Annotated in this window: 17 protein-coding genes; 11 read left to right on the top strand and 6 right to left on the bottom strand. The window is 69.6% G+C overall.

Annotated features, from left to right (window positions below; all coding sequences use genetic code 11):
• Nucleotides 1-129 precede the first annotated feature (129 nt).
• The gene (locus KO481_RS23040) at nt 130-1,506 is read left to right on the top strand and encodes an MFS transporter (protein ID WP_215919525.1); all 1,377 of its coding nucleotides are present in this window, start codon (nt 130-132) and stop codon (nt 1,504-1,506) included.
• Nucleotides 1,496-1,912 (top strand): MarR family winged helix-turn-helix transcriptional regulator, encoded by a 417-nt coding sequence (locus KO481_RS23035; protein ID WP_215919524.1) that lies wholly within the window; start codon nt 1,496-1,498, stop codon nt 1,910-1,912. The genes KO481_RS23040 and KO481_RS23035 overlap by 11 nt, the downstream gene beginning before the upstream one ends.
• Nucleotides 1,913-2,062: 150 nt before the next feature.
• Here the strand turns inward: KO481_RS23035 and KO481_RS23030 are convergent, their stop codons facing one another.
• Nucleotides 2,063-3,511, bottom strand: a complete 1,449-nt coding sequence (locus KO481_RS23030; RefSeq protein WP_215919523.1) for an ammonium transporter — start codon at nt 3,509-3,511, stop codon at nt 2,063-2,065.
• Between the two features lie 279 nt (nt 3,512-3,790).
• Between KO481_RS23030 and KO481_RS23025 the strand changes: the two genes are divergently transcribed.
• On the top strand, nt 3,791-4,705 hold the full coding sequence (locus KO481_RS23025; RefSeq protein ID WP_215919522.1) for a dienelactone hydrolase family protein: 915 nt from the start codon (nt 3,791-3,793) through the stop codon (nt 4,703-4,705).
• Nucleotides 4,706-4,737: 32 nt separating this feature from the next.
• On the opposite strand, the gene KO481_RS23020 is transcribed toward KO481_RS23025, so the two are convergent.
• Entirely contained in the window at nt 4,738-5,241 is a 504-nt protein-coding gene (locus KO481_RS23020) for a gluconokinase (RefSeq protein WP_245401306.1), read from the bottom strand.
• A gap of 78 nt (nt 5,242-5,319) precedes the next feature.
• Between KO481_RS23020 and KO481_RS23015 the strand changes: the two genes are divergently transcribed.
• Nucleotides 5,320-5,805 (top strand): universal stress protein, encoded by a 486-nt coding sequence (locus tag KO481_RS23015; protein WP_215919521.1) that lies wholly within the window; start codon nt 5,320-5,322, stop codon nt 5,803-5,805.
• A 12-nt stretch (nt 5,806-5,817) separates the two neighbouring features.
• Here the strand turns inward: KO481_RS23015 and KO481_RS23010 are convergent, their stop codons facing one another.
• The 3 genes from KO481_RS23010 to KO481_RS23000 form a co-directional block, all read right to left on the bottom strand.
• Nucleotides 5,818-6,297, bottom strand: a complete 480-nt coding sequence (locus tag KO481_RS23010; RefSeq protein WP_215919520.1) for a nitroreductase family deazaflavin-dependent oxidoreductase — start codon at nt 6,295-6,297, stop codon at nt 5,818-5,820.
• A 63-nt stretch (nt 6,298-6,360) separates the two neighbouring features.
• Nucleotides 6,361-8,424: a neutral/alkaline ceramidase gene (locus KO481_RS23005; protein WP_215919519.1), complete on the bottom strand. Its 2,064-nt coding sequence runs from the start codon at nt 8,422-8,424 to the stop codon at nt 6,361-6,363.
• A gap of 640 nt (nt 8,425-9,064) precedes the next feature.
• The gene (locus KO481_RS23000) at nt 9,065-11,503 is read right to left on the bottom strand and encodes a beta-glucosidase family protein (protein ID WP_215919518.1); all 2,439 of its coding nucleotides are present in this window, start codon (nt 11,501-11,503) and stop codon (nt 9,065-9,067) included.
• Nucleotides 11,504-11,971: 468 nt separating this feature from the next.
• On the opposite strand from KO481_RS23000, the gene KO481_RS22995 reads away from it, so the two are divergent.
• Nucleotides 11,972-12,841 carry an RNA polymerase subunit sigma-70 gene (locus KO481_RS22995; RefSeq protein ID WP_215919516.1) on the top strand — a complete coding sequence of 290 codons (870 nt, stop codon included), beginning with the start codon at nt 11,972-11,974 and terminating at the stop codon, nt 12,839-12,841.
• Nucleotides 12,842-12,844: 3 nt separating this feature from the next.
• Here the strand turns inward: KO481_RS22995 and KO481_RS22990 are convergent, their stop codons facing one another.
• Nucleotides 12,845-14,584 carry an amidohydrolase gene (locus KO481_RS22990; RefSeq protein WP_215919514.1) on the bottom strand — a complete coding sequence of 580 codons (1,740 nt, stop codon included), beginning with the start codon at nt 14,582-14,584 and terminating at the stop codon, nt 12,845-12,847.
• 205 nt (nt 14,585-14,789) lie between these two features.
• On the opposite strand from KO481_RS22990, the gene KO481_RS22985 reads away from it, so the two are divergent.
• From KO481_RS22985 to KO481_RS22960, 6 genes are all read left to right on the top strand, one after another.
• Nucleotides 14,790-15,872, top strand: a complete 1,083-nt coding sequence (locus KO481_RS22985) for a DNA polymerase III subunit beta family protein (protein WP_215919512.1) — start codon at nt 14,790-14,792, stop codon at nt 15,870-15,872.
• A 253-nt stretch (nt 15,873-16,125) separates the two neighbouring features.
• Nucleotides 16,126-16,659, top strand: coding sequence for a hypothetical protein (locus KO481_RS22980; RefSeq protein WP_215919510.1), 534 nt, complete (start codon nt 16,126-16,128; stop codon nt 16,657-16,659).
• 259 nt (nt 16,660-16,918) lie between these two features.
• Nucleotides 16,919-18,250, top strand: a complete 1,332-nt coding sequence (locus KO481_RS22975; protein WP_215919508.1) for a class I SAM-dependent methyltransferase — start codon at nt 16,919-16,921, stop codon at nt 18,248-18,250.
• Nucleotides 18,251-18,347: 97 nt separating this feature from the next.
• Nucleotides 18,348-19,286 carry an alpha/beta fold hydrolase gene (locus tag KO481_RS22970; protein ID WP_215919506.1) on the top strand — a complete coding sequence of 313 codons (939 nt, stop codon included), beginning with the start codon at nt 18,348-18,350 and terminating at the stop codon, nt 19,284-19,286.
• Nucleotides 19,287-19,392: 106 nt separating this feature from the next.
• Nucleotides 19,393-20,622, top strand: coding sequence for an acyl-CoA dehydrogenase family protein (locus tag KO481_RS22965; RefSeq protein WP_215919504.1), 1,230 nt, complete (start codon nt 19,393-19,395; stop codon nt 20,620-20,622).
• A complete protein-coding gene (locus tag KO481_RS22960; RefSeq protein WP_215919502.1) occupies nt 20,619-21,713 on the top strand; it encodes a phosphotransferase family protein in 1,095 nt (364 codons plus the stop codon). The genes KO481_RS22965 and KO481_RS22960 overlap by 4 nt, the downstream gene beginning before the upstream one ends.
• The last annotated feature ends 61 nt before the right edge of the window (nt 21,714-21,774 follow it).

The raw sequence follows: 21,774 nt of genomic DNA, 5'->3' as shown, positions 1-21,774 counted from the left end.
ACGACTCGCTCGGTTACCGAAAAAATGGCCCGTCAACCAGCGGTATGGTCCACATGGACCGCCATTTGGTGGCATGGTTCACAGTTCCCGTACTTGCATGCAGAACAGTTGTAGATTCACAATCCTTGTGTGTCCACAACGATTGCGGGGCTGAGCTCGCGCCGAAAAACCATCGTGCTGGTGACGTGCTGCCTGAGCCTGCTGATCTCGTCGATGGACGCCACGATCGTCAACGTCGCGATCCCGTCCATCCGGGCCGACCTGCACGCGCCGTTCTCGCGGCTGCAGTGGATCGTGGACATCTATACCCTCACCCTGGCCAGTCTGCTGATGCTGTCCGGGGCCACCGCGGACCGCTTCGGCCGCAAGCGGATGTTCCGCATCGGCCTGTTGGTCTTCGCAGCCGGCTCACTGCTGTGCAGCCTCGCGCCCAGCATCGACGTGCTGATCGGGGCGCGGTTCGTGCAGGCGATCGGCGGATCGATGCTCAATCCGGTGGCGATGTCGATCATCACCACCGTCTTCACCGATCGGGTCGAACGCGCCCGCGCGGTCGGCATCTGGGGCGCGGTCACCGGCATCTCCACCGCACTCGGACCGATGGTCGGCGGCGTACTCATCGACGCGCTGGGCTGGCAGTCGGTGTTCTGGATCAACCTGCCGATCTGCGCGGCGGCCCTGGTTCTCACCACGATCTATGTGCCCGAATCCAAGTCGATCAGCCGGCGCGGCATCGATCCGGCGGGCCAGGTGCTGGCGATCGCGGTGATGTTCAGCCTGGTCTTCGGGCTCATCGAGCACCGCCCCGCGATCTTCGTAATCACGGCGATCGCGCTGGCCGCGTTCTGCTACGTCGAGTCCCGGCATCGCTCGCCCTTCATCGATCTGCGCTTCTTCCGGAGCTTCCCGTTCGCCTCGGCGACCGTGATCGCGGTGTTCGCCTTCGCCTGCCTGGGCGCGTTCATGTTCAGCGCCTCGCTGTATCTGCAAGGGACGCGGCACTATTCGGCCACGCACACCGGGCTGCTGTATCTGCCGATGGCCGTCGCGATGCTCGTCTGCTCGCCGCTGTCGGGCCGGCTGGTCGGCCGCTACGGCACCAGGCCCTCGCTGCTGATCGCGGGCACCCTGATGACCGTGGCCACGGTCGCGCTGACCACCCTGAGCGCCGGCACGCCCATCGGGGCGGTGGCGGTGATGTTCGCGGTCTTCGGCATCGGCTTCGGCATGGTGAACGCGCCGATCACGACGGCGGCCGTGAGCGGCATGCCGCTGGATCGAGCGGGCGCCGCCTCGGCGGTGGCGTCCACGAGCCGTCAGGTCGGAGTGAGCATCGGTGTCGCGCTGTGCGGCATCATGTCCGGCGCAAGCCTATGGTGGGTGCTGGCGGGCCTCGCGGTGGGCGTGGTCGGGCTCGGAGCGGCGGCCAACACCGCGTGGGCCGAACGGTCCCGCACCGGGATCTCCCACCTGCTCGAACAGAAGGTTCCCACCCATGCCGGATGACGGACCCACACCGGATGAGGTGTGGCAGTTGCTACTTCACGTCGTGGGCACCCGCGACAAGTGGAAGCGGGCGGTCACCGAGCGCACGGGCCTGCCCTTCAGCCGGATCAAGATCCTGCGGACGCTGCGATCGGGCTCGATGACGGTGAAGGAGCTCGCCGCCGCGGCGGCCATGGATTCCCCCGCGGCGACGGTGACCGTGAACGATCTCGAGGAACGCGGGCTGGTGTTGCGCACGGTCGATCCAGGCAACCGGCGGTGCAAGGTGGTGTCGATCACCGATCACGGGCGCGAGGTCGTCGCGAAGGCGCTGGCGACGCACGAGCCCGCGCCGGAATCGCTGGGGGTGCTGACGGATTCGGAGCTGCTCGCACTCCGTGACCTGCTGCGCAAGATCGATCGCTGACACCCGGAGTCCCGGACCGGCCCGTACCGAATCCCCGACCCCACGTGCCGACGAGAGGCTCGAGCGCACCCCGGCGGCGACGCACACGCCGTCGCCCCGGGACGCGAACCCGGGGCGACAGCTATCGGACTTGCCCGTGTTATCGTGCCGCTATTCCTTGCGGGACAACCGCTCTCGCCACCTCGAGCGTGAAGGTGGTGCGCTGCTGCCATTTTCCGCAACCGCCGCTCTCGCGCCCGCCACACTCGCCACGCCCGCCCCGATCAGGCTCTCGTCGGGATAGGCCTCCTCGTCGTGGGCCGCGATATCGCCGCTCTCCAGGGCCGCGTCGTCCATGCGCAGTTTCATGAACAGCGACAGGAACTTCAGCAGCACGAACGTCACGAAGGCATCCCACACGATCACCGTCGCCGCGGCCCCGGCCTGCCACAGCAGCAGCTTCGGGTGGTGCCCGTAGAGCCAGCCGCCGTAGGACACGTCCTGCACGTCCTTGCCATTGCCCAGGTACACAATGATTCTCGGGTCGGCCAGCACGCCGACGAGCAGGCCGCCCGCGAGTCCTGCGACGCCGTGGGTGTGGAAGACGCCCAGTGCGTCGTCGACTTTCTTGAACAATCTGGTGCGGCCCAGCTTGTTCCACGACAGCCACACCAGCGTCGCGGCGACGACGCCGATCACCATGGCGCCGAAGCTGTTCACGAAACCGGCCGCCGGGGTGATCGCGACCAGGCCGGTGATCATGCCGTTCACCGCGCCCAGGAAGGTCGGCTTGCGTTGCGGGCCCGCGAACAGATCCCAGATCACCCACGTCAGCAGCGCCACCGCGGTGCAGAGGTTGGTATTGATCACGGCCTCGGAGGCATTCGCGCCCGAGAAGTACATGTCGCCGCCGTTGAAGCCGTTCCAGCCCAGCCACAGGATGCCCGCACCGGCCGCGGCCATCGGCAGATTGTTGGGTACCGCGCGTTCGCGGTCGCGGGCCAGCCTGGGGCCGATCACCGCCGCCGCCACGAAGCCGGAAGTGCCTGCGGCCAAATGGATCACGTACCCACCGGAGTAGTCCAGCGCACCCATCTGCGACCACCAGCCGCCACCCCACAACAGAAAGGCGTTGACGCCGTAGGCGAACGTCGCCCACAGCGGCACGAACAGCAGCCACACCCGGAAGTTGATCCGGCCGATCACGCTGCCCAGGAACAGCAGCGGGGTGATGCCCGCGAACACGAATTGGAAATAGGCCAGCGTGGTTTCGCTGAACCGGAACTTCGGCATCGTCCCGTCGAGCAGCGGGATCAGTGCCTGATTCTGGTTGTCGCTGCCCAGGATCGTGTGCGGGACGCCGACGGCCGCGCGCAGGATGCCCGGCCCGAGCTTCATGGGTTCACCGAACCCCATCTTGAACACCCACAGCACCCACACGACCAGCACCAGGGCAAACCCGGTGAAGGCCATGAGCATGGTGTTGACGGCCCACTTCTTCTGTACGAGACCGCCGTACAGGATGGCGATTCCGGGGATACTCATCAGTCCGACGAGGGTGGCCGCGACCAGCTGCCACGCGTTGTCGCCGGGGTTGAGCCAATCATGATACGGAGTCATGTTCGGCGCCCTCTCTGCCGAAACTGGGGCAGGCTCGCGAGGGGCCGCCCGGGACCTTGCCGCGCTCGGATGCCGCACGTGGGCCGCGTCACAAGCGGTGAGCTAAAGTCTGGCCAGATCAGGTTTCGACCACGTTAGGCCGCGTTAACTCTGGATGTCTCCCGGCGTGGCGACGGAAATCCGCCAGCGGTACAAGATCATCCCGACCGGTGTCCACAGGGTACCTCGAGCTTCGATGGATGCCCGCCGGGCCCTGCGACCTCGCATTAGGGTGAGCTCATGGAGCCGTTGCAGCAGTACATCGCCGAGGAGATCGCGACCGACCACGCCGACGGCATACTCGACCGTCGCGAGGCCATGCGCCGCCTGGGCATGATGGGACTGGGGGCCGCCGCGGCCTCGGCGCTGCTGGCCGCGTGCTCGTCGTCGAACGGCGACACGAACCAGGCGCCTTCCTCGCCCGCCGCCGCGCCGACGCCCACACCGGCCGGGCCGCCCGGCGCGGCGGGTGCGCTGCCCTCCTCCCCCATCACCTTCCCCGGCCCGCAGGACCGCACGCTGCAGGCGGCCTGGGCGGCGGCGCCCTCGCCGCGCGGTGGCGTGCTGGTGATCCACGAGAACACCGGGCTCACCGACTTCATCCGCTCGGTCACCGGCCGCTTCGCCGGGATCGGGTACAGCGCCCTCGCGGTCGACCTGCTCTCCGAGGAGGGCGGTACCGCAACGTTTTCCGAGCCCGCGGCGGCCACCGCGGCGCTGGGCAAGATCCCCCAGGACCGCTTCGTCGCCGATCTGCAGGCGGGGGCGGCCGAGCTCGGGCGGCGAGTGCCGGGAAAGAAGCTGGGCGTCACCGGTTTCTGCTTCGGCGGCGGGCTCACCTGGATGGTGCTCACCGCGGGCACCCCGAATATCGCGGCCGCGACGCCGTTCTACGGGCCGTTTCCACAGGGCGGCGACCTGTCCGGGACCAAGGCCGCGATCCTGGCGATCTACGGCGGCCTCGACGCCCGCGTCGGCGCGACGCGCCCGGCCGCGGAGTCCGCGATGGCCAAGGCGGGGCTGACGCACGAGACGTACATCGCCCCGGGCGCGGACCACGCCTTCTTCAACGACACCGGGCCGCGCTACAACGCGGCGGATGCGGCGCAGGCCTGGCAGAAGGTGACCGCCTGGTACGGACAGCATCTCGGCTGACCGGTTCCGCCGATCGACCCGCCGGATGGGCCCTACTCGGCGGGAATCTCCAGTGCGGCAAGTACTTCCATGACGATACCGCTCGGCTCGGCGATGGCGTCCACGGAGATGCCCGGCTCGTCCGGGTCCAGCGGCTCGAACGTGGCCAGCTGCGAGTCGAGCATCTGCACCTTCATGAAATGGCCGCTGCGCGTGGTCATCCGGCGGACCAGCTCCTCGCGCGGGGCATCGAGTTCGACGAAGTACACCCCGGGCGCGGCCGCACGCAGTCGGTCCCGGTAGGACCGCTTGAGCGCGGAACAGCTCACCACCCCGCCGTGACCGGCCAGCCACGCGCCCACCGCATCCAGCCAGGGGATCCGGTCCGCATCGTCGAGCGAGTGACCGGCCGCCATCTTCGCGACATTGGCCGCCGGATGCAGGTCGTCGCCGTCCTCGTACTCCACACCCAGCGCCCGCGCCAGCCGCACCCCGACGGTCGACTTACCAGCACCGGACACACCCATGACGGCCACTGGTAGCCGATATTTAGCCATTCGGCGACCCTACCGGTACGCGCCGGGTCCGTGCCCCACCACCCGGACGACCTCGCGCCGCTCGATTAGGCTCGAATCGTGGCGCAGGAGAAGACTCCGGAATGGTCGGCCGACGCGAGGTCGGGATTCGAACTGGGCACCGACGGTCCCCGGGTGGTGCTGGCGGGTGTCGACGGCAGCGACGCGTCGTGGCGCGCGGCCGCGTACGCCGGCGGGCTGGCCCGCCGCCAGCACGCGCTGCTGGCGATCGTGTACGTGCAACCGTTCATGGCGATGCAGAGCGCCTACGGCGCCGACGTACAGGGCGTGACCGCCGAGATGGCCGACGACATCGCCCACACCATCGCCGAACACGCCGAGCGGGTCAAGGACGTGTACACCACGCGGTGGAAGTTCCTGACCCGCCGCGGCGACGCCTACACCGGCCTGGCCGCGGCCGCCGACGAGCTCAAGGCCGACGCGGTCATCGTCGGCGCCTCGGAGAAGGCCGGGCACCGGCTCGTCGGATCGGTCGCGGTGCGGCTGGTCAAGGCTGGTCGCTGGCCGGTAACCGTGGTGCCGTGAGCGCCGGTCGGATCAGATTCTGGTGAGCTCGTAGAGGCGAAAGGGCCGGTCGGGGGCCAGGCGCTGTTCCATCGCATAGCCGGGCCACGCGGCGAGCGCCCGATTCCAGGCACGGTACCGGTCGGGACCGGACATCCGCCGCACCTTGACCTCGAAACGCTCTCCGCGGGTGTGGATTTCGGCGAATTCGGCGGCATTCAGGTTCGCCGACCAGGACGGGTGCTGCGGGCGTCCCCAATTCGAACCGACCAGCAGCAGCGTGTCCGGCCCATCGGGCACATACAGTAGCGAAACCGTCCGGGGCACACCGGTTTTCCGGCCCGGGACGGTCAGCTGCATAGACGGCAGACCCGCCAGGTCCAGCACTCCGTGGCGGCCCCGGGTGACGCGCCGGACCAGGCGTTCCAGGGCCAGGATCGCGGGCGCGGCCCGCATCACCAGCGGGCGACGCCCGATCGCACGACCGAGGGCGGGAAGTGGACTCTTGGGCACCCGCACAACGGTAGTCGCTGCCGATGTCGCGCCTGTCGCCGACACGTTACCGAGCCCGGGAATTCAGGCGACGGTGAACTCCGCGGAGGTGGCGGTGAAACGGGTCAGCGTGCCGGCGGCGTCGCGGATGTCGCCGGTGTAGCGGATTCGGTAGCGGCCCGGGCGGGCGTCGCCGGGGATGGTCCATTGGATGCGGACGATCGAGGCGGCAGGCTGGGCGTCGGGGCGGCGCCAGTGCAGTTCGGTGCACCAGTCGTTGTCGTCGTGGATTCGCTGCCAGTCGGTTCCGCCGGCGCGCTGGATCTCGAAATAGGTTCCGCCGGTGTGGAAGTCGTTGGTCGGGTAGGCGCCGCAGAACTCCGCGGCGACGGTGCGCCCGGGGACGGAGTCGCCGGGCTGGGTCAGCACGTCGCCGAAGGCATGGCCGGCCACGGGGGCGTCCGGCGGTGCCGCGGGCAGGAAGTTCGGCTGCGGGCCGGAGGCCCAGTCCAGCGGTGCGGGGCCGCGGCCGAGGTCGGTGCGGGCGGCCAGCGCCCGTGCCAGCCGGTCGAATTCCTGCATGTACGCAGGCAGGGTGTAGCGGCCGAACTGAGTTTCCCCGCCCTCGTACTGCTGCGAAACGTACTCCTCCGGCGTGGTCACGTACTGGCTGTAACCGTTGGCGTAGCCCTGCATCAGCACGTTCTCCAGCGGCACCCCCAGCGCGTGGGCGACCAGGCGGCGGATCCGGTAGCCCGCGGTGATGGTGTATTCCGCGGGGCCGCAAGCCAATACGAGATCGCCGATGCGCATGATCTGAATCATCAGCACCTGCGGATTCCACGGTCGCGGCGGCATGACGCCGAGCGGCAGGATGATCAGCTTGGGCGCCTGCATATCCCGAATCCACTGCTCGACAGGTGAATTCACCCCACCCAGCGCCGCCACGACCGGATTCGAATCCCCCTCGTGCAGGAACCACACCTGCGAGTTGAAGTTGTCCTCCTCGCTGGTGGCGACCGCGGCGGCGCCCATCATCGCCGGGGTGGTGCGCCCGGGTTTGCCGTCGGGAGTGTACGAGCCGTCGACCGCGACATCGGCCATGTTCACGTAGTGCGACACCGCATCCACGCCGCCCTTGGTCATCGGCCGCGCTGCCGCGAAGGCCTTGCGCCCGGCCTGATACTGGCGCTCGCCGATGATCGAGCAATTGAGCCGCTGGTCCGTGGTCGGCCCGGACGGATGCATCTTCGTGCAGTTCAGATTCGGCGTCATGTCACCCGCATTGGTCTGCGGGAAGGCCGCGAGGAAGCCGGGCTGCCCGTCCTGATGACGCACGCCCATCTCGTCGTGCTCCCAGCGATAGCTGGCGTAGCCCTTGTTGTCCACCGAGATCAGGGTGTTGCGGTCGGTCAGCGAGGTGCCGTGGGTGGCGAACCAGGTGATCGCGCCGACGTCCCGCCCACCCTGACGCAGCCGCAGCACCGTGACCTGGGGGTCGATCGCGTGCGGAAACAGCGCCTTCTCCTCGGCCGGGTTCAGCGCGAAGGCCTGGATGGAACGATTGGCGCTGGCGTCGTGCAGTTCGCCGTGCCCCAGCAGGATGGTCCCGGGAGCCAGGCGGGCGTGGGCCTGGGCGATCGCGGAGACGATGCCGTTCACCTCGGCCTCGAAGGAGTTCTGCTGCCACCCGTACGCGGCGGCGGAGTACGCGTATTCGCGGGCGGTGCCGCCGCAGGAGTTGTGGTTGTGGGTGGCGTTGAGGTTGACGTTGCGTTCGGTGTACAGCTCCCCGAAGCGCGCGGCCAGCCGCCGCAGCACCTCGAGCTGCACCGACTGGAACAGGCACGCGTTGTCGGTGTTGACGAAGGCGATGCGGCCGCCGGTGGCCCGGTCGACCACGATGTACGCCCGGGACCAGCAGCGCATCAGCAGGCCGGTGGTCACCTGGTCGGTCTCGGAGTAACCCATCATGCCCTGACCCGCGGGGGCGCCGGTGATATCGCCGATGCCGCAGCCGATCAGATAGTCCTGGCCGTCGGCGTCGCGGTGAAGGGACTGGGCCGCAGCGGGATTCGTTCCGGCTACCCCGGCGGTCAGCGCCGCGGCCGCGATGCCCGTCAGTACCGATCGACGCGAAACCGTCAACGCCGCGCTCCTTCGTTCGTGTGGCAGGGCGGCGCCGCCCCTGCGGGCGCTCGCTGTGTCCTGCGTCATGCTGTAGACCTGTTCGGCGCAGCGTACTGGTCAAGTGACCAGTACGCCAGTCCGCGGGTCCATCATCGGCGGCGGCAGGGCTGTTCACCAGCGGACACACCCGGAAATCTGCTACGGGAACGACGATGGCGCACACAGCAAAACGCCCGGTGCGATCGTCACAGCGATCACACCGGGCGTGCCGGACCGATCCCGGAGGCCGGACCGGTCCTCTCGAGGGGTATCAGATGTTTCCCGACAGCATTCCGGCCCAGGCGGCCAGTCCGGCGCCGGCGCTTCCGGTGGCGCAGAGGGCGACAATCGCAGGGATGATGAGCATGGCTGACCCTTTCGAAACAATCCGTACGGACACCCGAAAAGTACAGCCGCGCAAGGGAGGTAACAATGGCCGCAAGTCCACTCTGAGGGAACCTTGGGTCGATTGACAGACAGTTCCCAGCCGGGCCGGAACCCGCACCACGAGCACGGTCCGAGCAGGACCGCGCCGGGTTCGGCCGGACCGGGTTAGTGGCCGGTCGCGGTGGTCCGCTCGCCGCTGCGGGTATCGGTTCGATCGAGGCGGGCCGCCGGCTTAGGCAACGTCCGCCGTCAGCGGCAGATCGTCGACCGAATTGCCGACCCGCACGGTGAACGTGCCCGGTTCGATCATCCAGCCCTCGGCCGTCCAGTGCTCGAATGCGCGCCGTGGCAGGGCGATGTCCACGCGCCGGGCCTCGCCGGGTTCGAGGGTGAGCGTGGCGAACGCGGCCAGCCAGCGCACCGGCCGGTCGATGGCGCTGTCCGCACGCGACAGATAGGCCTGCACGACATGCTTGCCCGCCCGTGCGCCGATGTTCCGGACGGTCAGCGACGCGACGCGGCCGGTGACCGTCAGGTCGCTCGATTCCCACTCCGTGTAGCCGAGTCCGTGCCCGAACGGGTATGCGGGCCGCACGCCCGCACGCAGCCACGCGCGGTAGCCGATGTGCACGCCCTCCCGGTAGACCAGCGCGCCGTCCTCGTCGGGGGTGGTGCGCAGCACCGGAACGTCGTCCATGCGGACGGGCCACGTGGTGGGCAGGCGGCCGCCGGGTTCGCGCACGCCGGTCAGGACATCGGCCAGCGCGGCGCCGAACTCCTGCCCCGGGAACCAGGACAGCAGCACCGCAGCCACCTCGTTGCGCCAGGGCATCTCCACGGGCGCACCGGAATTCACCACGACGACGGTTCGCGGGTTCACCGCCGCGACGGCCGCGACGAGTTCGTCCTGGCGTCCGGGCAGCCGCAATGTGGTCCGATCGATGCCCTCGCTCTCGATCTGTTCGGTGGTGCCCACGACGACCACCGCGACGTCGCTGGTGCGCGCGGCCTCCACCGCCGCCGCGAACTCCTCCGCCGCCGGGCGGCGCGGGCGCGTCGCACCGAAAGTCACGCCCAGGAATACGCCCAGGCCGGGCAACGGCGTCAGATTCCCGATGGTGATGCGGATGTCGACCTCCTGCCCGGCGGACAGGGGCCTGAGCACCGTGCGCTGCGGTGGATCCAGCAGTGCGGCAACGGGATCGCCGCCGGTCATGACCAGCTCGCCGGAATCGGCCAGGTCGCCGTCGATTTCGAGCCGGACCCGCCCCATCGCGCCGACGCCGATGCGCCAATCCCCCGCCACGTCGGCGCGAAGACGGGTCCTCAGCTCGATCTCGGTGGCCTCCGCCGCCGCAGGGTCGCCGAACAACACGAGGTTGCCCGCCGCACGATGCTGAGTGTCGATCACGGTGTCGCCGTTCAGATATCGCAGTGACAGACCCGGGGTGCCCGTCTCGGGATCGGTGATCAGCTCGAGCGGCACCGGGGTAAGCGCGTCCGACAACCGGACGCCCGGGGTGTGCACCACCGGCAGCACGGCGCTCAGCCCCTCCAACGGTGAGGTGGTGTGGGCGGGGATGACGGTCGCGCTACCGCCACCCATGAATCGCGGTTCGGCCGCCCCCGGGCCGAGCAGCGCGATCGTAGGCCCCGATTTCTCCGCGGGTGATGCCGAATCCCTGGCGCCCGGTGCGGCATTCCCGATGTCCAGCGGCAGGATGCCCTCGTTGCGCACCAGCACCATCGCGTCGGCGGCCGCGCGGCGCACGAGCTCTCGCGCCCGCTCGTCGTCGAATTCGGGCACGGCACGCGGTGTTCCGTCCAGGGCGCCCACTCGCATGGCGAAGCGCAGTATGCGCCTGACCTTCTCGTCGATCGCGGATTCGGGCACCCGGCCCGAACGCACGGCCTGCTCGAGCGGCTCGCCCCACAGCATCGGCGGTCCCGGCATGCACAGATCGGTGCCCGCGGCCGCGCCCTCGGTGGACCGCACCGCGGTCCAGTCCGACACCACGACGCCGTCGAAACCCCAACTGCCCTTGAGCGGTTCGGCCAGTAGCGGATTCTCCGTCATGGTGACACCGTCGACCGAGTTGTAGGCCGCCATCACCATCCAGGCCCCGGCGGCCACGCTGCGCTCGAACGGATACAGGTACAGCTCGCGCAGCGTGCGATCGTCCGCCCGCACGTCCACGGTGAAGCGGTCGGTCTCCGAATCGTTGGCCACGTAGTGCTTCGGGCAGGCCGAGACCCCGTGCGCCTGCACGGCGCGCACGTAGGCCTCGGCGATCTCCGCGGTCAGCATCGGATCCTCGGAGAAGCATTCGAAGTGCCTTCCGCCCATCGGGGATCGATGCAAATTGACCGTCGGCCCGAGCACCGCGTACACGTTCTTGCGCCGGGCCTGCGCCGCGATGAGCGCGCCGATCTCGCCGAGCAGCTCACGATCCCAGGTCGCCGCCAGGGCCGTGCCCGAGGGCAGGCTCACCGACGGGTCGCGTTCGTCCCACAGCTCGCCGCGCACGCCCGACGGCCCGTCCGAGACCGGCATATCGGCGAGCCCGATGGCCGGATCGCCCGCCATCCGGAACATGCTCGCGCCGGAGATCAGCCGCATCTTCCCCGCCAGATCCAGCTTCGCCAGCAACTCCTCGATCCGGTCGTTCATGCACACGGCCCCGTTCGTCTCGACTGCGAAAGAATCGTCCCCGAGGCTACCCGACCGAGTGATCGGTTGGTTAGGAATCGCCGTCAGCCGACCTTGACCGACCCGGCCTCGTACGTGCCCGACCCGGCCTGCGCCGGCGCGGCCGCGAGCGCGGCCAGAAACAGGCCACCCATCAGGATCGGCACGACTTGCTTCACCATGAACCTCCTCGAATCGAAGGGCGGATCGCCGGCGCCGACCTCGCGGGCGAATCTATGGTTATCAGCCTTTTCTACGCCGAACGCCTGTCGAAGGACATACCGGAAAACTGATAGTTACCGATGGATCCATCGTCGTACACGCCAGCCCCATGCACTGTCGGGCCCCACGCGATCGCGGAAATCCCGCCGGCGCGATGAGTTCTACCGCCCACGATTGTCTCTATAACGAAGACCTCTGCCCGGAGCCGGGCGGCACGCAGAACAACGGGTGCGGCCGCAGACGTCCGGCCGAATCGAAGGAGCGTCATGGTCCTGCGGGATTCCGTCGAACGCGAGGGCGCGCCGGTGGCGTTGTCCGACTTCGAGGAGCTCAACCCGCAAGCGCCGCCCGCTGCCGTCCGGGCTCACGGCGGCCGAAACCGTAGGCGCCTCGGCGGCGAATCCGGAGCGGGGCATCCCCTGGCTCCAGCCCGCGCCGGACAGCATCCTGCACGCCGCGACGGGCGACCCCGCATCGGTGGTGAGCCACCGCAGCACGATCCGATTAGCGTTCATCGCAGCGCTGCAACACCTTTCGGCCCGGCAGCGCGCGGCCCTGGTGCTGCGCGACGTCCTGGGCTGGCGGGCGAGCGAGGTCGCCACGATGCTGGACACCACGACCGCGGCCGTCAACAGCGCACTGCAACGCGCCCGCACCCAGCTCGCCGCGGCCGGCCCGGTACCCGACGAGCTCAGCGAGCCGGACGAGCCGGGCATCCGGACCCTGCTCGACCGCTACGCCGCCGCATTCGAACATGCCGATGTTCGCGGCCTCGCCGAGTTGCTGCGTGCCGAGGTGGAATTCGGGATGCCGCCCGTCCCCGCGTGGTATTCGGGCCGCGAGGCCGTCTGCGAATTCCTCGCCGACAACGTCCTGCGGACGCCGGGGCGGTGGCGCATGGTCCCGATCCGCGCCAACGAATCGCCCGCATTCGCGGTCTACGAACGCGAACCGGACGACACCTACCGCCTCTTCTGCATCCAGGTGCTGTCGGTGGTCGAGGGAGGCGTCGCGCGAGTCGTGACCTTCCTCGCCCCCGGTCGGCCGGAAAGGTTCGGAATCCCTGAGACTTTCACCGCAGCAGGCCGGAGCGACTAGGCCTCACGCAAGCGTGTCGCCGTGGGTCTGCCGGCCCATCAGGTAGGTCGCCTGAACGGTCAACTCGCGCAGGCGTTCCGGAGCCGTGGTGCGCGGATTGCCGGACAGCACGACGAGATCGGCGCACTTGCCCGGCTCGAGGCTGCCGATATCGGAGTCGAGATGCAATTGCCATGCGGCGTCGATGGTTTGGGCCCGAATGGCCTCGTCGATGCCGATGCGCTGCTCCGGCGCCAGGACCCGGCCGCTGCCCTTGGCGACGCGCGTGACGGCGGTCGCGATGTTGCCGATCGGGTCGGGCGGGGTGACGGTGCCGTCGTTGTGGAAGGAGATCCGCAACCCGGCGTCCAGGGCCGCGCGCGCGGACATCCAGTGCGCGCCGTGCTCGGCTCCGAACAGCTCGTCGATGAGCACATCGCCCCAGTAGTAGACGTGCTCCATGAACAGGCTCACCGTCGCGCCTGCCCGCCGTGCCCGGGTGAACTGATCCGGGCGCATGGCGCCGCAGTGTTCCAGGCGCACCCGCAGATCGCTCGGCATCCCGGTCAGCGCTTGCTCGTAGGCGTCCAGCACTACATCGATGGCGGCATCGCCGTGCACATGGCAGGCCAGCTGCCAGCCCTGACCCACGAAGGCCGTCGCCAGCTGCCGGACCTGCTCCGGGGTGTAATTCATGCCGCCGTGGTGATGCGGGCCCAGGCCCATCCGGGCGGTCGTCTCGTCGGTGAGATACGGGAAGGTGGTGTCGATATTGCCCTGCCAGGGCGAGCCGTCCGCCCACATCTTCATCCCGATCTGGGCGAACAGCGTGTCCCCACCGGGCCAGGCGTGCGGCGCGAGGTGTCCGCGGTCGGCGGCCAGCTGCGGGGTGCCGATCTCGTAGGCGCGGATGCGGAGCTCGCAGTCCGGGTCCGCGGCCATGGCGGTGTACAGCCCACGCTGGGAGTCTTGGTAGCCGTGCTCGCTCGCGGTCGCGATTCCCGCCCCGGCCAGCTGCCCGTAGGCCCAGCGCATATTGCCCGGCATCGCCGACTCGGCGTTCTCGGCGAACGGCGCGACCAACCGCATGATCGCGGCGACCTCGAGCACCTCGCCGGTGAGCTGCCCATCCGGGCCGTGCACATAGCGCGCGCCGGTCGGATCCGGTGTCCGGGCGGTGATTCCCGCCAGCGCGAACGCCGCGGAATTGGCGTAGGCGGCATGCCCGCTGTTCGCGACCAGCACCACAGGATTGTGCGGTGCGAGCGCATCGAGCTGCTGCATCGTCGGCAGTTGGAGATCGGTTTGCAACAGAATGTCGATGCCGTACAACAACACCGGCGTGCCCGCGGGCGCGCGGTGCACCGCATCGGTCAGCTTCCGCAGCACCTCCGCACCGGTTTGCACCACGAACGGCCGCACATCGACCGCGGGTGGCGCCAGCGCGGCGGCGATCTGCGAGGGATGACTGTGCGGCTCGACGAATGCGGGCAGCAGTGCGCGCCCGGCCAGATCGACCACCTTCGTGCGCGGGCCCCGCAGCTCCATCACCCCGGATCGGGTCCCGACCAGCGTGATCCGCCCACCGGTCACCGCGAGCGCCTCGACCTCCGGCGCGCCGGGGCCGACGGTGACGACGGGACCGCCGACAAAGATCATGTCGGCCGCCCTGCCGCCTCTCGAGGCCGAGCACGCCGCCGCACCACCGAGTGCCGCGGCCGCCATCGCACCGCCGACCATGAGCCCGCGTCGTTTGATCCCCATGCCGCGCTCCTGTTCATTCGTCGGACACCGAGACGGTATTGCACCATAACTGCAATGGGGTCGAGCTCCTGGGAACTACGCCCGGCCGATTATCGCAGGCACAACGCTTATCGCCGGGACAACGCCGGGCCCACAGCACCGGTCATGCGCTGCAACCCGCCCCGGACTTGACCTTCGGGTTACCCGAGGCTTCAGGATGGGTCGCGTGACCGATTCCGAGTACATCACGATCGGGGCGCTGGCCCGGGCCAGCGGGCTGACCGCGACCGCGCTGCGGTTCTACGACGACTGCGGGCTGCTCCCGCCCGCACACGTCGACGCCGTCACCGGGTACCGCTACTACACACCCGACCAGCGGGATCGCGCCGCGACTATCCGGCGGCTGCGCGAGATCGACGTGCCGCTGGATACCGTCGCGGCGGTGCTGAACGGCGACGCCGCGCGCGCCGGGCGGCTGCTCGACACCCACGTGGACACGCTGGAGCGGCGGGCCCGGGCGGCCGCGGCGGCCGTCGCGCGGATCAAGGATGCGCTGGTCGCCGAATCCGATCCGGATCTCGTCGCGCTGCAGGCCGCCGACCTGGCCGAGGCGATCGAGCAGGTACGGTCCGCGGCCGCACGCGATGCCGAAATACCCGCGCTGACAGGGATTCTCGTCGAGGCGGACGGCGATTCGGTGACCCTGACCGCAACCGATCGCTACCGGCTCTCGACCCGGGCGCTCGTTCCGACACGGGCGCCCGCGCGGCCCTGGTCGCTGGTCGTGCGGACACACGCCCTCACCACATCGATCGAACCGCTCCGGCGGGCCGGACAGGTCCGCCTGGCGCCCGCCCCGGACGCACTCACGGTGACCGGTCTCGACTCCGAGCATCGCTGCCCGAGCATCGACGAGCCGTTTCCCGACTACCGGGCGATGCTCGCGGCCCTCGCCCCGCCCCGCACCCGGGTCGTGGTGGACCGCGACGCGTTCCTGGCCGCGGTGCGCGAGGCCGGAGACGGCACGCTGCGCTGCGTCGTCGAGACCGACGGGAATGCCGGGACCGTCACGGTATCCGCCGACCCCGTGGGTGCCGCACGACGAATTCCGGCCGCCGTCAACGGATCCGGCGTCCGGCTGGCCTTCGACCCCGCCACCCTGTCCCCCGCGATCGCCGGCGCCGTCGGCCCCGAAATCATGCTCGATATCGCGGGCCCGGCCGACCCCATCGTCATCCGATCGGCCACCGCCGGCGAGCTCACCACCCTCGCTATGCCGTGTGCGCCGGGCAGCAGCGCCGGAGCCTAGGGTCGAGACCCGATCGGCCGGACCGCAATTATCGAGACGCCACAGCGCTCGGCCGCGCCAACCCGCTCAGCGCGAGGCACGACCCGACGCGCGCACCACACTGAAGCCGGCCCAGCATGGCACTCTCGGTCCTCACCAGCGTTGGCTCGCCGACGCCGCCTGCGCCTTGCGCCCAGCTCCCCGGCACGCCCGGCGCCCGCTCCCAACCGTACTGCTCGCCCCCGAACACCTGCTCCAGCAAGGAGAATCAGAGATGTACACCGCTGCACAATCGGCGCCCGGCGGTCCCACGTCGAGTGCCGACGATACGATGGCCGCGCTCACCCGAGCCGTGACGGCGGGGCGCGCCGGAGATCCCGACTCCGCTCGCGACGCCCTGCGGCGGATCTGGGATTCGCTTGGGCCGCAGGGCGATCCGCTGCATCGCTGCACGCTCGCGCACTACCTGGCCGACCTGCACGACGACGCGGCGCAGGCACTGATGTGGGACACCCGCGCACTGGACGCAGCGGACTCCCTCACCGACGACCGCGCCCAGCGGCATCACGCCGGGCTCCACGTTCGCGGGTTCTACCCGTCCCTGCACCTGAATATCGCGGACAATCTGCGCCGGCTCGGCTCGTTCGACGCCGCGCAGCACCACCTCGCCGCCGCCCGGGAGTACTTCGACGCCCTCGGGAACGACGCGTACGGCGCAACCATTCGCACCGCCGTCGACGAAGTCGAAGCGGCCATCGCCGCAAACTCCACCGAGCGCCGGGCGAGCGCACCCGACGGACGCCGATAGCGCACCGGGCCGCAGCCGCGCCGAAAGCCCGCCACAGCTCCCCCGATCCGCCGACGACCGCCGAATGACGAAGTCGAAGCGGCTCTCGACATCCACTCCGCCGGGCGCCGACAGTGCATCCGGACGACGGCCGCACGGGAGTGCACCATGGCGCTCGGATCCGCCGACCACTGCCGAATATCGCGACGAGCTTTCGTTAATACCCGGCCCCCGGCCCGCCGCCGGGCCCCGCGCGAAAATCGCGGGCATAGTGGGAAACATGGGACAACACGCAACGGTCGCCGAAGCATGTCACCCACTGATCCGGGCCATGCTGGGGCCCGCGCCCGCGATCGGCTTCGAGTTCTGGGACGGCAGCACAATACGACCCGAGGGTGATTTCCCCGGCACGCTGCGGGTGCTGTCCAGGGATGCGCTGCGCCATCTGGTCTGGGCCCCAGGCGAACTCGGGTTCGGGCGCGCATATGTCTCGGGCAGTGTGGATCTCGACGGCGACATCTTCGAAACCGTTCGCGCCCTGCGGTCTACCGCGCCGCGCAGTACGGACATCACCCCCGCCTCCGTCCGGCGAGCCCTGGCAACCACGCGTGACGCCGTCGGTGCCGCCCGGGAGCTCGGCGCGCTGGGGCGGCGGCCGCCGGTACCGCCCGAGGAGGCCCGGCCCCGGCGCGGCCGCCTGCACACCAGGGGTCGCGATGCCGCGGCGATCAGCCATCACTACGACGTCGGCAACGACTTCTATCGCCTCGTGCTGGGCCCGAGCATGACCTACTCCTGCGGGCGGTTCGCCGCACCCGGGGACCTCGATCGCCACGGCGCGAACCCCGCGGTCGACCTGACCGGCGCCCAGGCGGCGAAACACGATCTGATCTGCCGCAAGCTGGGCCTGGGTGAGCGGTCCGGCATGCGCCTGCTCGACGTCGGCTGCGGCTGGGGTTCCATGGCGATGCACGCGGCCTCGGTGTACGGCGCGCGGGTCGTGGGCGTCACGATCAGCAGGGCCCAGGCCGAGCTCGCCCGCAAGCGGGTCGCCGAGGCGGGCCTGTCCGACAGCGTGGAGATCCGCCTGTCCGACTACCGCGAGCTGCGCGGCGAGCGATTCGACGCGATCTCCTCGATCGGCATGTTCGAACATGTCGGTACGAAGCGCACCGCGGAGTACTTCGACACCCTGCGCGCCCTGCTGGACCCGCGGGGCCGCCTGCTCAACCATGCGATCTCGGCGGCAGGAGGCTCGGTGATAGGCGGGCGGTCCTTCGTCGGGCGTTATGTCTTCCCGGACGGGGAGCTGATCGACGTCGGACGGGTCGTGCTCGCGATGGAACGCGCCGGTTTCGAGGTGCGCGATGTCGAATCGCTGCGTGAGCACTATGCGCTGACACTGCGCCGGTGGGTGGCGAACCTCGAGGAGAACTGGGATCGCGCGGTGTCCCTGGCCGGTGCGGGGCGCGCCCGGGTCTGGCGGCTCTACATGGCCGCCTCCGCGGTCGGCTTCCAGGACGGCGAGCTCGGACTGCACCAGGTGCTGGGCGTGGTACCCGGCGAACGCGGCGACGCCGATCTCCCCGGCACCCGCCGCCCGTGGTTCTGAGCGCTTTACACGCCATACTTGAATTCGACGTCAAGTTTGAATACCGTGGCGGGCACCGCGATCGGTACACCGCCCTCGCGGGACGAATGGGGCGAGGATGCAGGCGAATACGATGGTCCAGGACTGGCTCGGACTGGGCACCCGCACGATCGCGACGAACGGCGTCGAACTCCGCATGGTGGACCACGGCCAGGGGCCGCCGGTGGTGTTCTGCCACGGCTTTCCCGAGCTCGGATTCTCCTGGCGACACCAGGTCTTCGCGCTCGCGGCGGCCGGATTCCGCACGCTGACACCGGATATGCGCGGCTACGGCGGCAGCTCGCGGCCCCCGGAGGTCGAGGCGTACGCGATGGCGGCACTCTGCGGGGACATGGTCGGGCTGCTCGATGCGCTGGAGCTCGAGGATGCCCTCTTCGTCGGCCACGACTGGGGCGCCTCGGTGGTCTGGCAGACCGCGCTGCGCCACCCCGGCCGGGTACGTGCGGTCGCGGGCCTGAGCGTCCCGATCGCACCGCGCCCGCAGGCCCCGCCCCTATCGATCCTGCGCGCCCGGCTGGGCGAGGACTTCTACATGAACTGGTTCCAGCAGCGGGACATCCCCGACGCGGCGATGGCCGCCGACGTCCGGCGATCCCTGCTGCACGACGATGTCCTCACCGTCGCCGACCTGACCACGGGCGACGGCGCCGACCGGCCGCTGCCGCCATGGCTGAGCCAGGCCGAATTGGATTACTACACAGCAGTATTCAGCGAAACAGGCTTCACCGGCGGGCTCAACTACTATCGCAATCTGGACCGCGACTGGGAGCTGTCCGCGCAGCTGGCCGACGCGAAGATTACCTGCCCCGCGCTCTTCATCGCCGGCGCGGACGACGCGGTGCTGCGGTTCTCCCCGCCGTCGAAGCTCGCGGCGGTGCTCACCGACCTGCGCGGCACCCTGCTGCTCGACGGCGCGGGCCACTGGATTCAGCAGGAGCGCGCCGCGGAGGTCAACACCGCGCTGATCGACTTCGCCCGCGACGTCCACGGCGCCTGACCCGCAACTCGACGTGGGATTCGTTTCTCGAGATTAGATTCGGTGTACGGCCGATGTCACCACCCGATCCGGTCGCGACGGTGCGGCCCGTAGGAAGGAAAGCCCGATGGACCTGTTCACCGGTTCGGACCGCGCACAGGGATATGTCAAGACCCTCACGGCCTTCATGGACGAGTGCGTCTACCCGGCCGAGTCCGTCTATGCCGAGCAGATGCGCGCGGCGGGCGACCCGCACCACCATCCGCAGATCCTCGAGGACCTCAAGGCCCAAGCGCGCGAGCGTGGGCTGTGGAATCTGTTCCATCCGCATCCGGAATGGGGTCCGGGCCTGACCAATCTGGAGTACGCGCCGCTGGCCGAGATCATGGGCCGCAGCCCGGCGCTGGCCCCGGAGGCGTGCAACTGCGCGGCCCCGGACACCGGGAACATGGAGGTGCTGACACTGTTCGGCACCGAGGAGCACAAGCAGCGCTGGCTGGAGCCGCTGCTGGCCGGAACCATCCGCTCGGCGTTCGCGATGACCGAACCAGCCGTCGCGAGTTCGGATGCCACCAATATCGAGATGAGCATGCGGCGTGACGGCGACGAATACGTGCTGAACGGGCGGAAGTGGTTCGCCTCCAACGCCATGCACCAGAACTGCCGGGTGCTCATCGTGATGGGCAAGACCGATCCCGCCGCGGCGCCGCACCGCCAGCAGTCGATGATGGTGGTTCCGATCGACGCGCCCGGCGTCACGGTGGTGCGCAACCTGCCCGTGTTCGGATACAACGATCGCGAGGGGCACGCCGAGATCACCTTCGACAACGTCCGGGTGCCGCTGCACGACGTACTCGCCGGCGAGGGTGAGGGTTTCGCGATCAGCCAGGCCCGCCTGGGGCCCGGCCGCATCCACCACTGCATGCGCGCCATCGGCATGGCCGAGCGGGCCCTGGAATTGCTGTGCCGCCGTGCCGAATCGCGAACCACCTTCGGCGCCAAGCTCAGCGACCGCGCCAACATCCAGGACTGGATCGCCGAGGCCCGCATCGAGATCGAGCAGACCCGCCTGCTGACCCTCAAGGCGGCGTGGATGATGGACACCGTCGGCAACAAGCAGGCGCGGGTGGAGATCGCCGCGATCAAGGTCGCGGCCCCGAATATGGCGCTGAAGATCGTCGATCGGGCGATCCAGGTGTACGGCGCCGCCGGTGTCACCGAGGATTTCCCGCTGGCGAGCTTCTGGGCGCATCTGCGCACCCTGCGCCTGGCCGACGGCCCGGACGAGGTGCACAAGCGCAGCATCGCGCGGGCCGAGCTGGGCCGGTATCGGCAGCGCGGGGTCGCCGGCGCATGACGGACGACACCCCGCCGCACGCGGGATCGGAACAGCTACAACAGGATTCGGGTTCGGTCATCCGGCCCGACGGCAAGGGCGGCTTCGATCTGGACGAGGCCGCGATCGGCGGCTGGCTCGCCGACGCGGGCCTCGAGCACCGGCTTCCGTTGCGCGCCACCAGGGTTGGGCTCGGCCAATCAAATCTGACCTTCGAGCTCGGCGATGCCGACGGCCGTCGCTGGGTGTTACGCCGTCCGCCGCTCGGCCGGCTGCTCGCCTCGGCGCACGACGTGGCGCGCGAGGCGCGGATCCTGTCCGCGCTGGAGGCGACCGAGGTTCCGGTCCCCCGCGTGCACGGGGTGTTCCGCGACGGCGAAACCCCGGTGGTACTCATGGAATTCGTCGGCGGCCTGGTCGTCGACAGCGTCGCCATCGCCGAATCGCTGATGCCCGAGCATCGCCACGCGATCGGAACGGCATTGCCGCGCACGCTGGCCCGCATCCACGCGGTAGATCTCGACGCGACCGGCCTGACGGATCTGGCCAGCCACAAACCGTATGCGGGGCGTCAGCTCGCGCGCTGGTCACGACAGTGGGAACAGTCGCGCACCCGCGAGCTGCCGCAATTGGATCGCCTCACCCAGCGGCTGCGCGACGCGATCCCGGAGCAGCACGAGATCGCGCTGGTACACGGCGATTTCCACATCCGCAACGTGATCACCGATCCGAAGTCCGGCGCGATCGACGCCGTGCTGGACTGGGAGCTGTGCACGCTGGGCGATCCGCTCGCCGATATCGGCAGCCTGCTGGCGTACTGGCCCGAACCCGGCGAATCCGGGGTGGGCAATTTCGCCATGTGCACCCTGCCCGGCTTCCCCTCGCGCGCCGAGATCGCCGCGGAATATCTCGCCGCGACCGGCAGAGACACCGCGGCACTGGGATTCTGGCACGCGCTGGGACTGTGGAAGGTCGCGATCATCGCCGAGGGCGTCATGCGCAGGGCACAGGACGATCCGCGCAACCGGGCCGCCGCGGGCACGCCGACGGCGGAACAGATTGCCGCGGTGGTGGATACGGCCGACCGGGTGGCGACCTCCGCCGGGATCTAACACCCGACTACTTCCCCGGCGGCAGCTGCAGCGCGTCGACCCACGGCCGGGAACGAACCCG

Origin of the sequence: Nocardia albiluteola, assembly GCF_018860155.1 — a bacterium.
Lineage (GTDB): Bacteria > Actinomycetota > Actinomycetes > Mycobacteriales > Mycobacteriaceae > Nocardia > Nocardia albiluteola.
This window is presented reverse-complemented; position numbering and strand designations above follow the sequence as displayed.

Excerpts from the sequence above, each read along its gene's own strand:
- KO481_RS23035 (WP_215919524.1), top strand. The coding sequence starts at position 1,496 with ATGCCGGATGACGGACCCACACCGGATGAGGTGTGGCAGTTGCTACTT.
- KO481_RS23030 (WP_215919523.1), bottom strand. The coding sequence starts at position 3,511 with ATGACTCCGTATCATGATTGGCTCAACCCCGGCGACAACGCGTGGCAG.
- KO481_RS23025 (WP_215919522.1), top strand. The coding sequence starts at position 3,791 with ATGGAGCCGTTGCAGCAGTACATCGCCGAGGAGATCGCGACCGACCAC.
- KO481_RS23020 (WP_245401306.1), bottom strand. The coding sequence starts at position 5,241 with ATGGCTAAATATCGGCTACCAGTGGCCGTCATGGGTGTGTCCGGTGCT.
- KO481_RS23000 (WP_215919518.1), bottom strand. The coding sequence starts at position 11,503 with ATGAACGACCGGATCGAGGAGTTGCTGGCGAAGCTGGATCTGGCGGGG.
- KO481_RS22990 (WP_215919514.1), bottom strand. The coding sequence starts at position 14,584 with ATGGGGATCAAACGACGCGGGCTCATGGTCGGCGGTGCGATGGCGGCC.
- KO481_RS22980 (WP_215919510.1), top strand. The coding sequence starts at position 16,126 with ATGTACACCGCTGCACAATCGGCGCCCGGCGGTCCCACGTCGAGTGCC.
- KO481_RS22975 (WP_215919508.1), top strand. The coding sequence starts at position 16,919 with ATGGGACAACACGCAACGGTCGCCGAAGCATGTCACCCACTGATCCGG.
- KO481_RS22970 (WP_215919506.1), top strand. The coding sequence starts at position 18,348 with ATGCAGGCGAATACGATGGTCCAGGACTGGCTCGGACTGGGCACCCGC.
- KO481_RS22965 (WP_215919504.1), top strand. The coding sequence starts at position 19,393 with ATGGACCTGTTCACCGGTTCGGACCGCGCACAGGGATATGTCAAGACC.
- KO481_RS22960 (WP_215919502.1), top strand. The coding sequence starts at position 20,619 with ATGACGGACGACACCCCGCCGCACGCGGGATCGGAACAGCTACAACAG.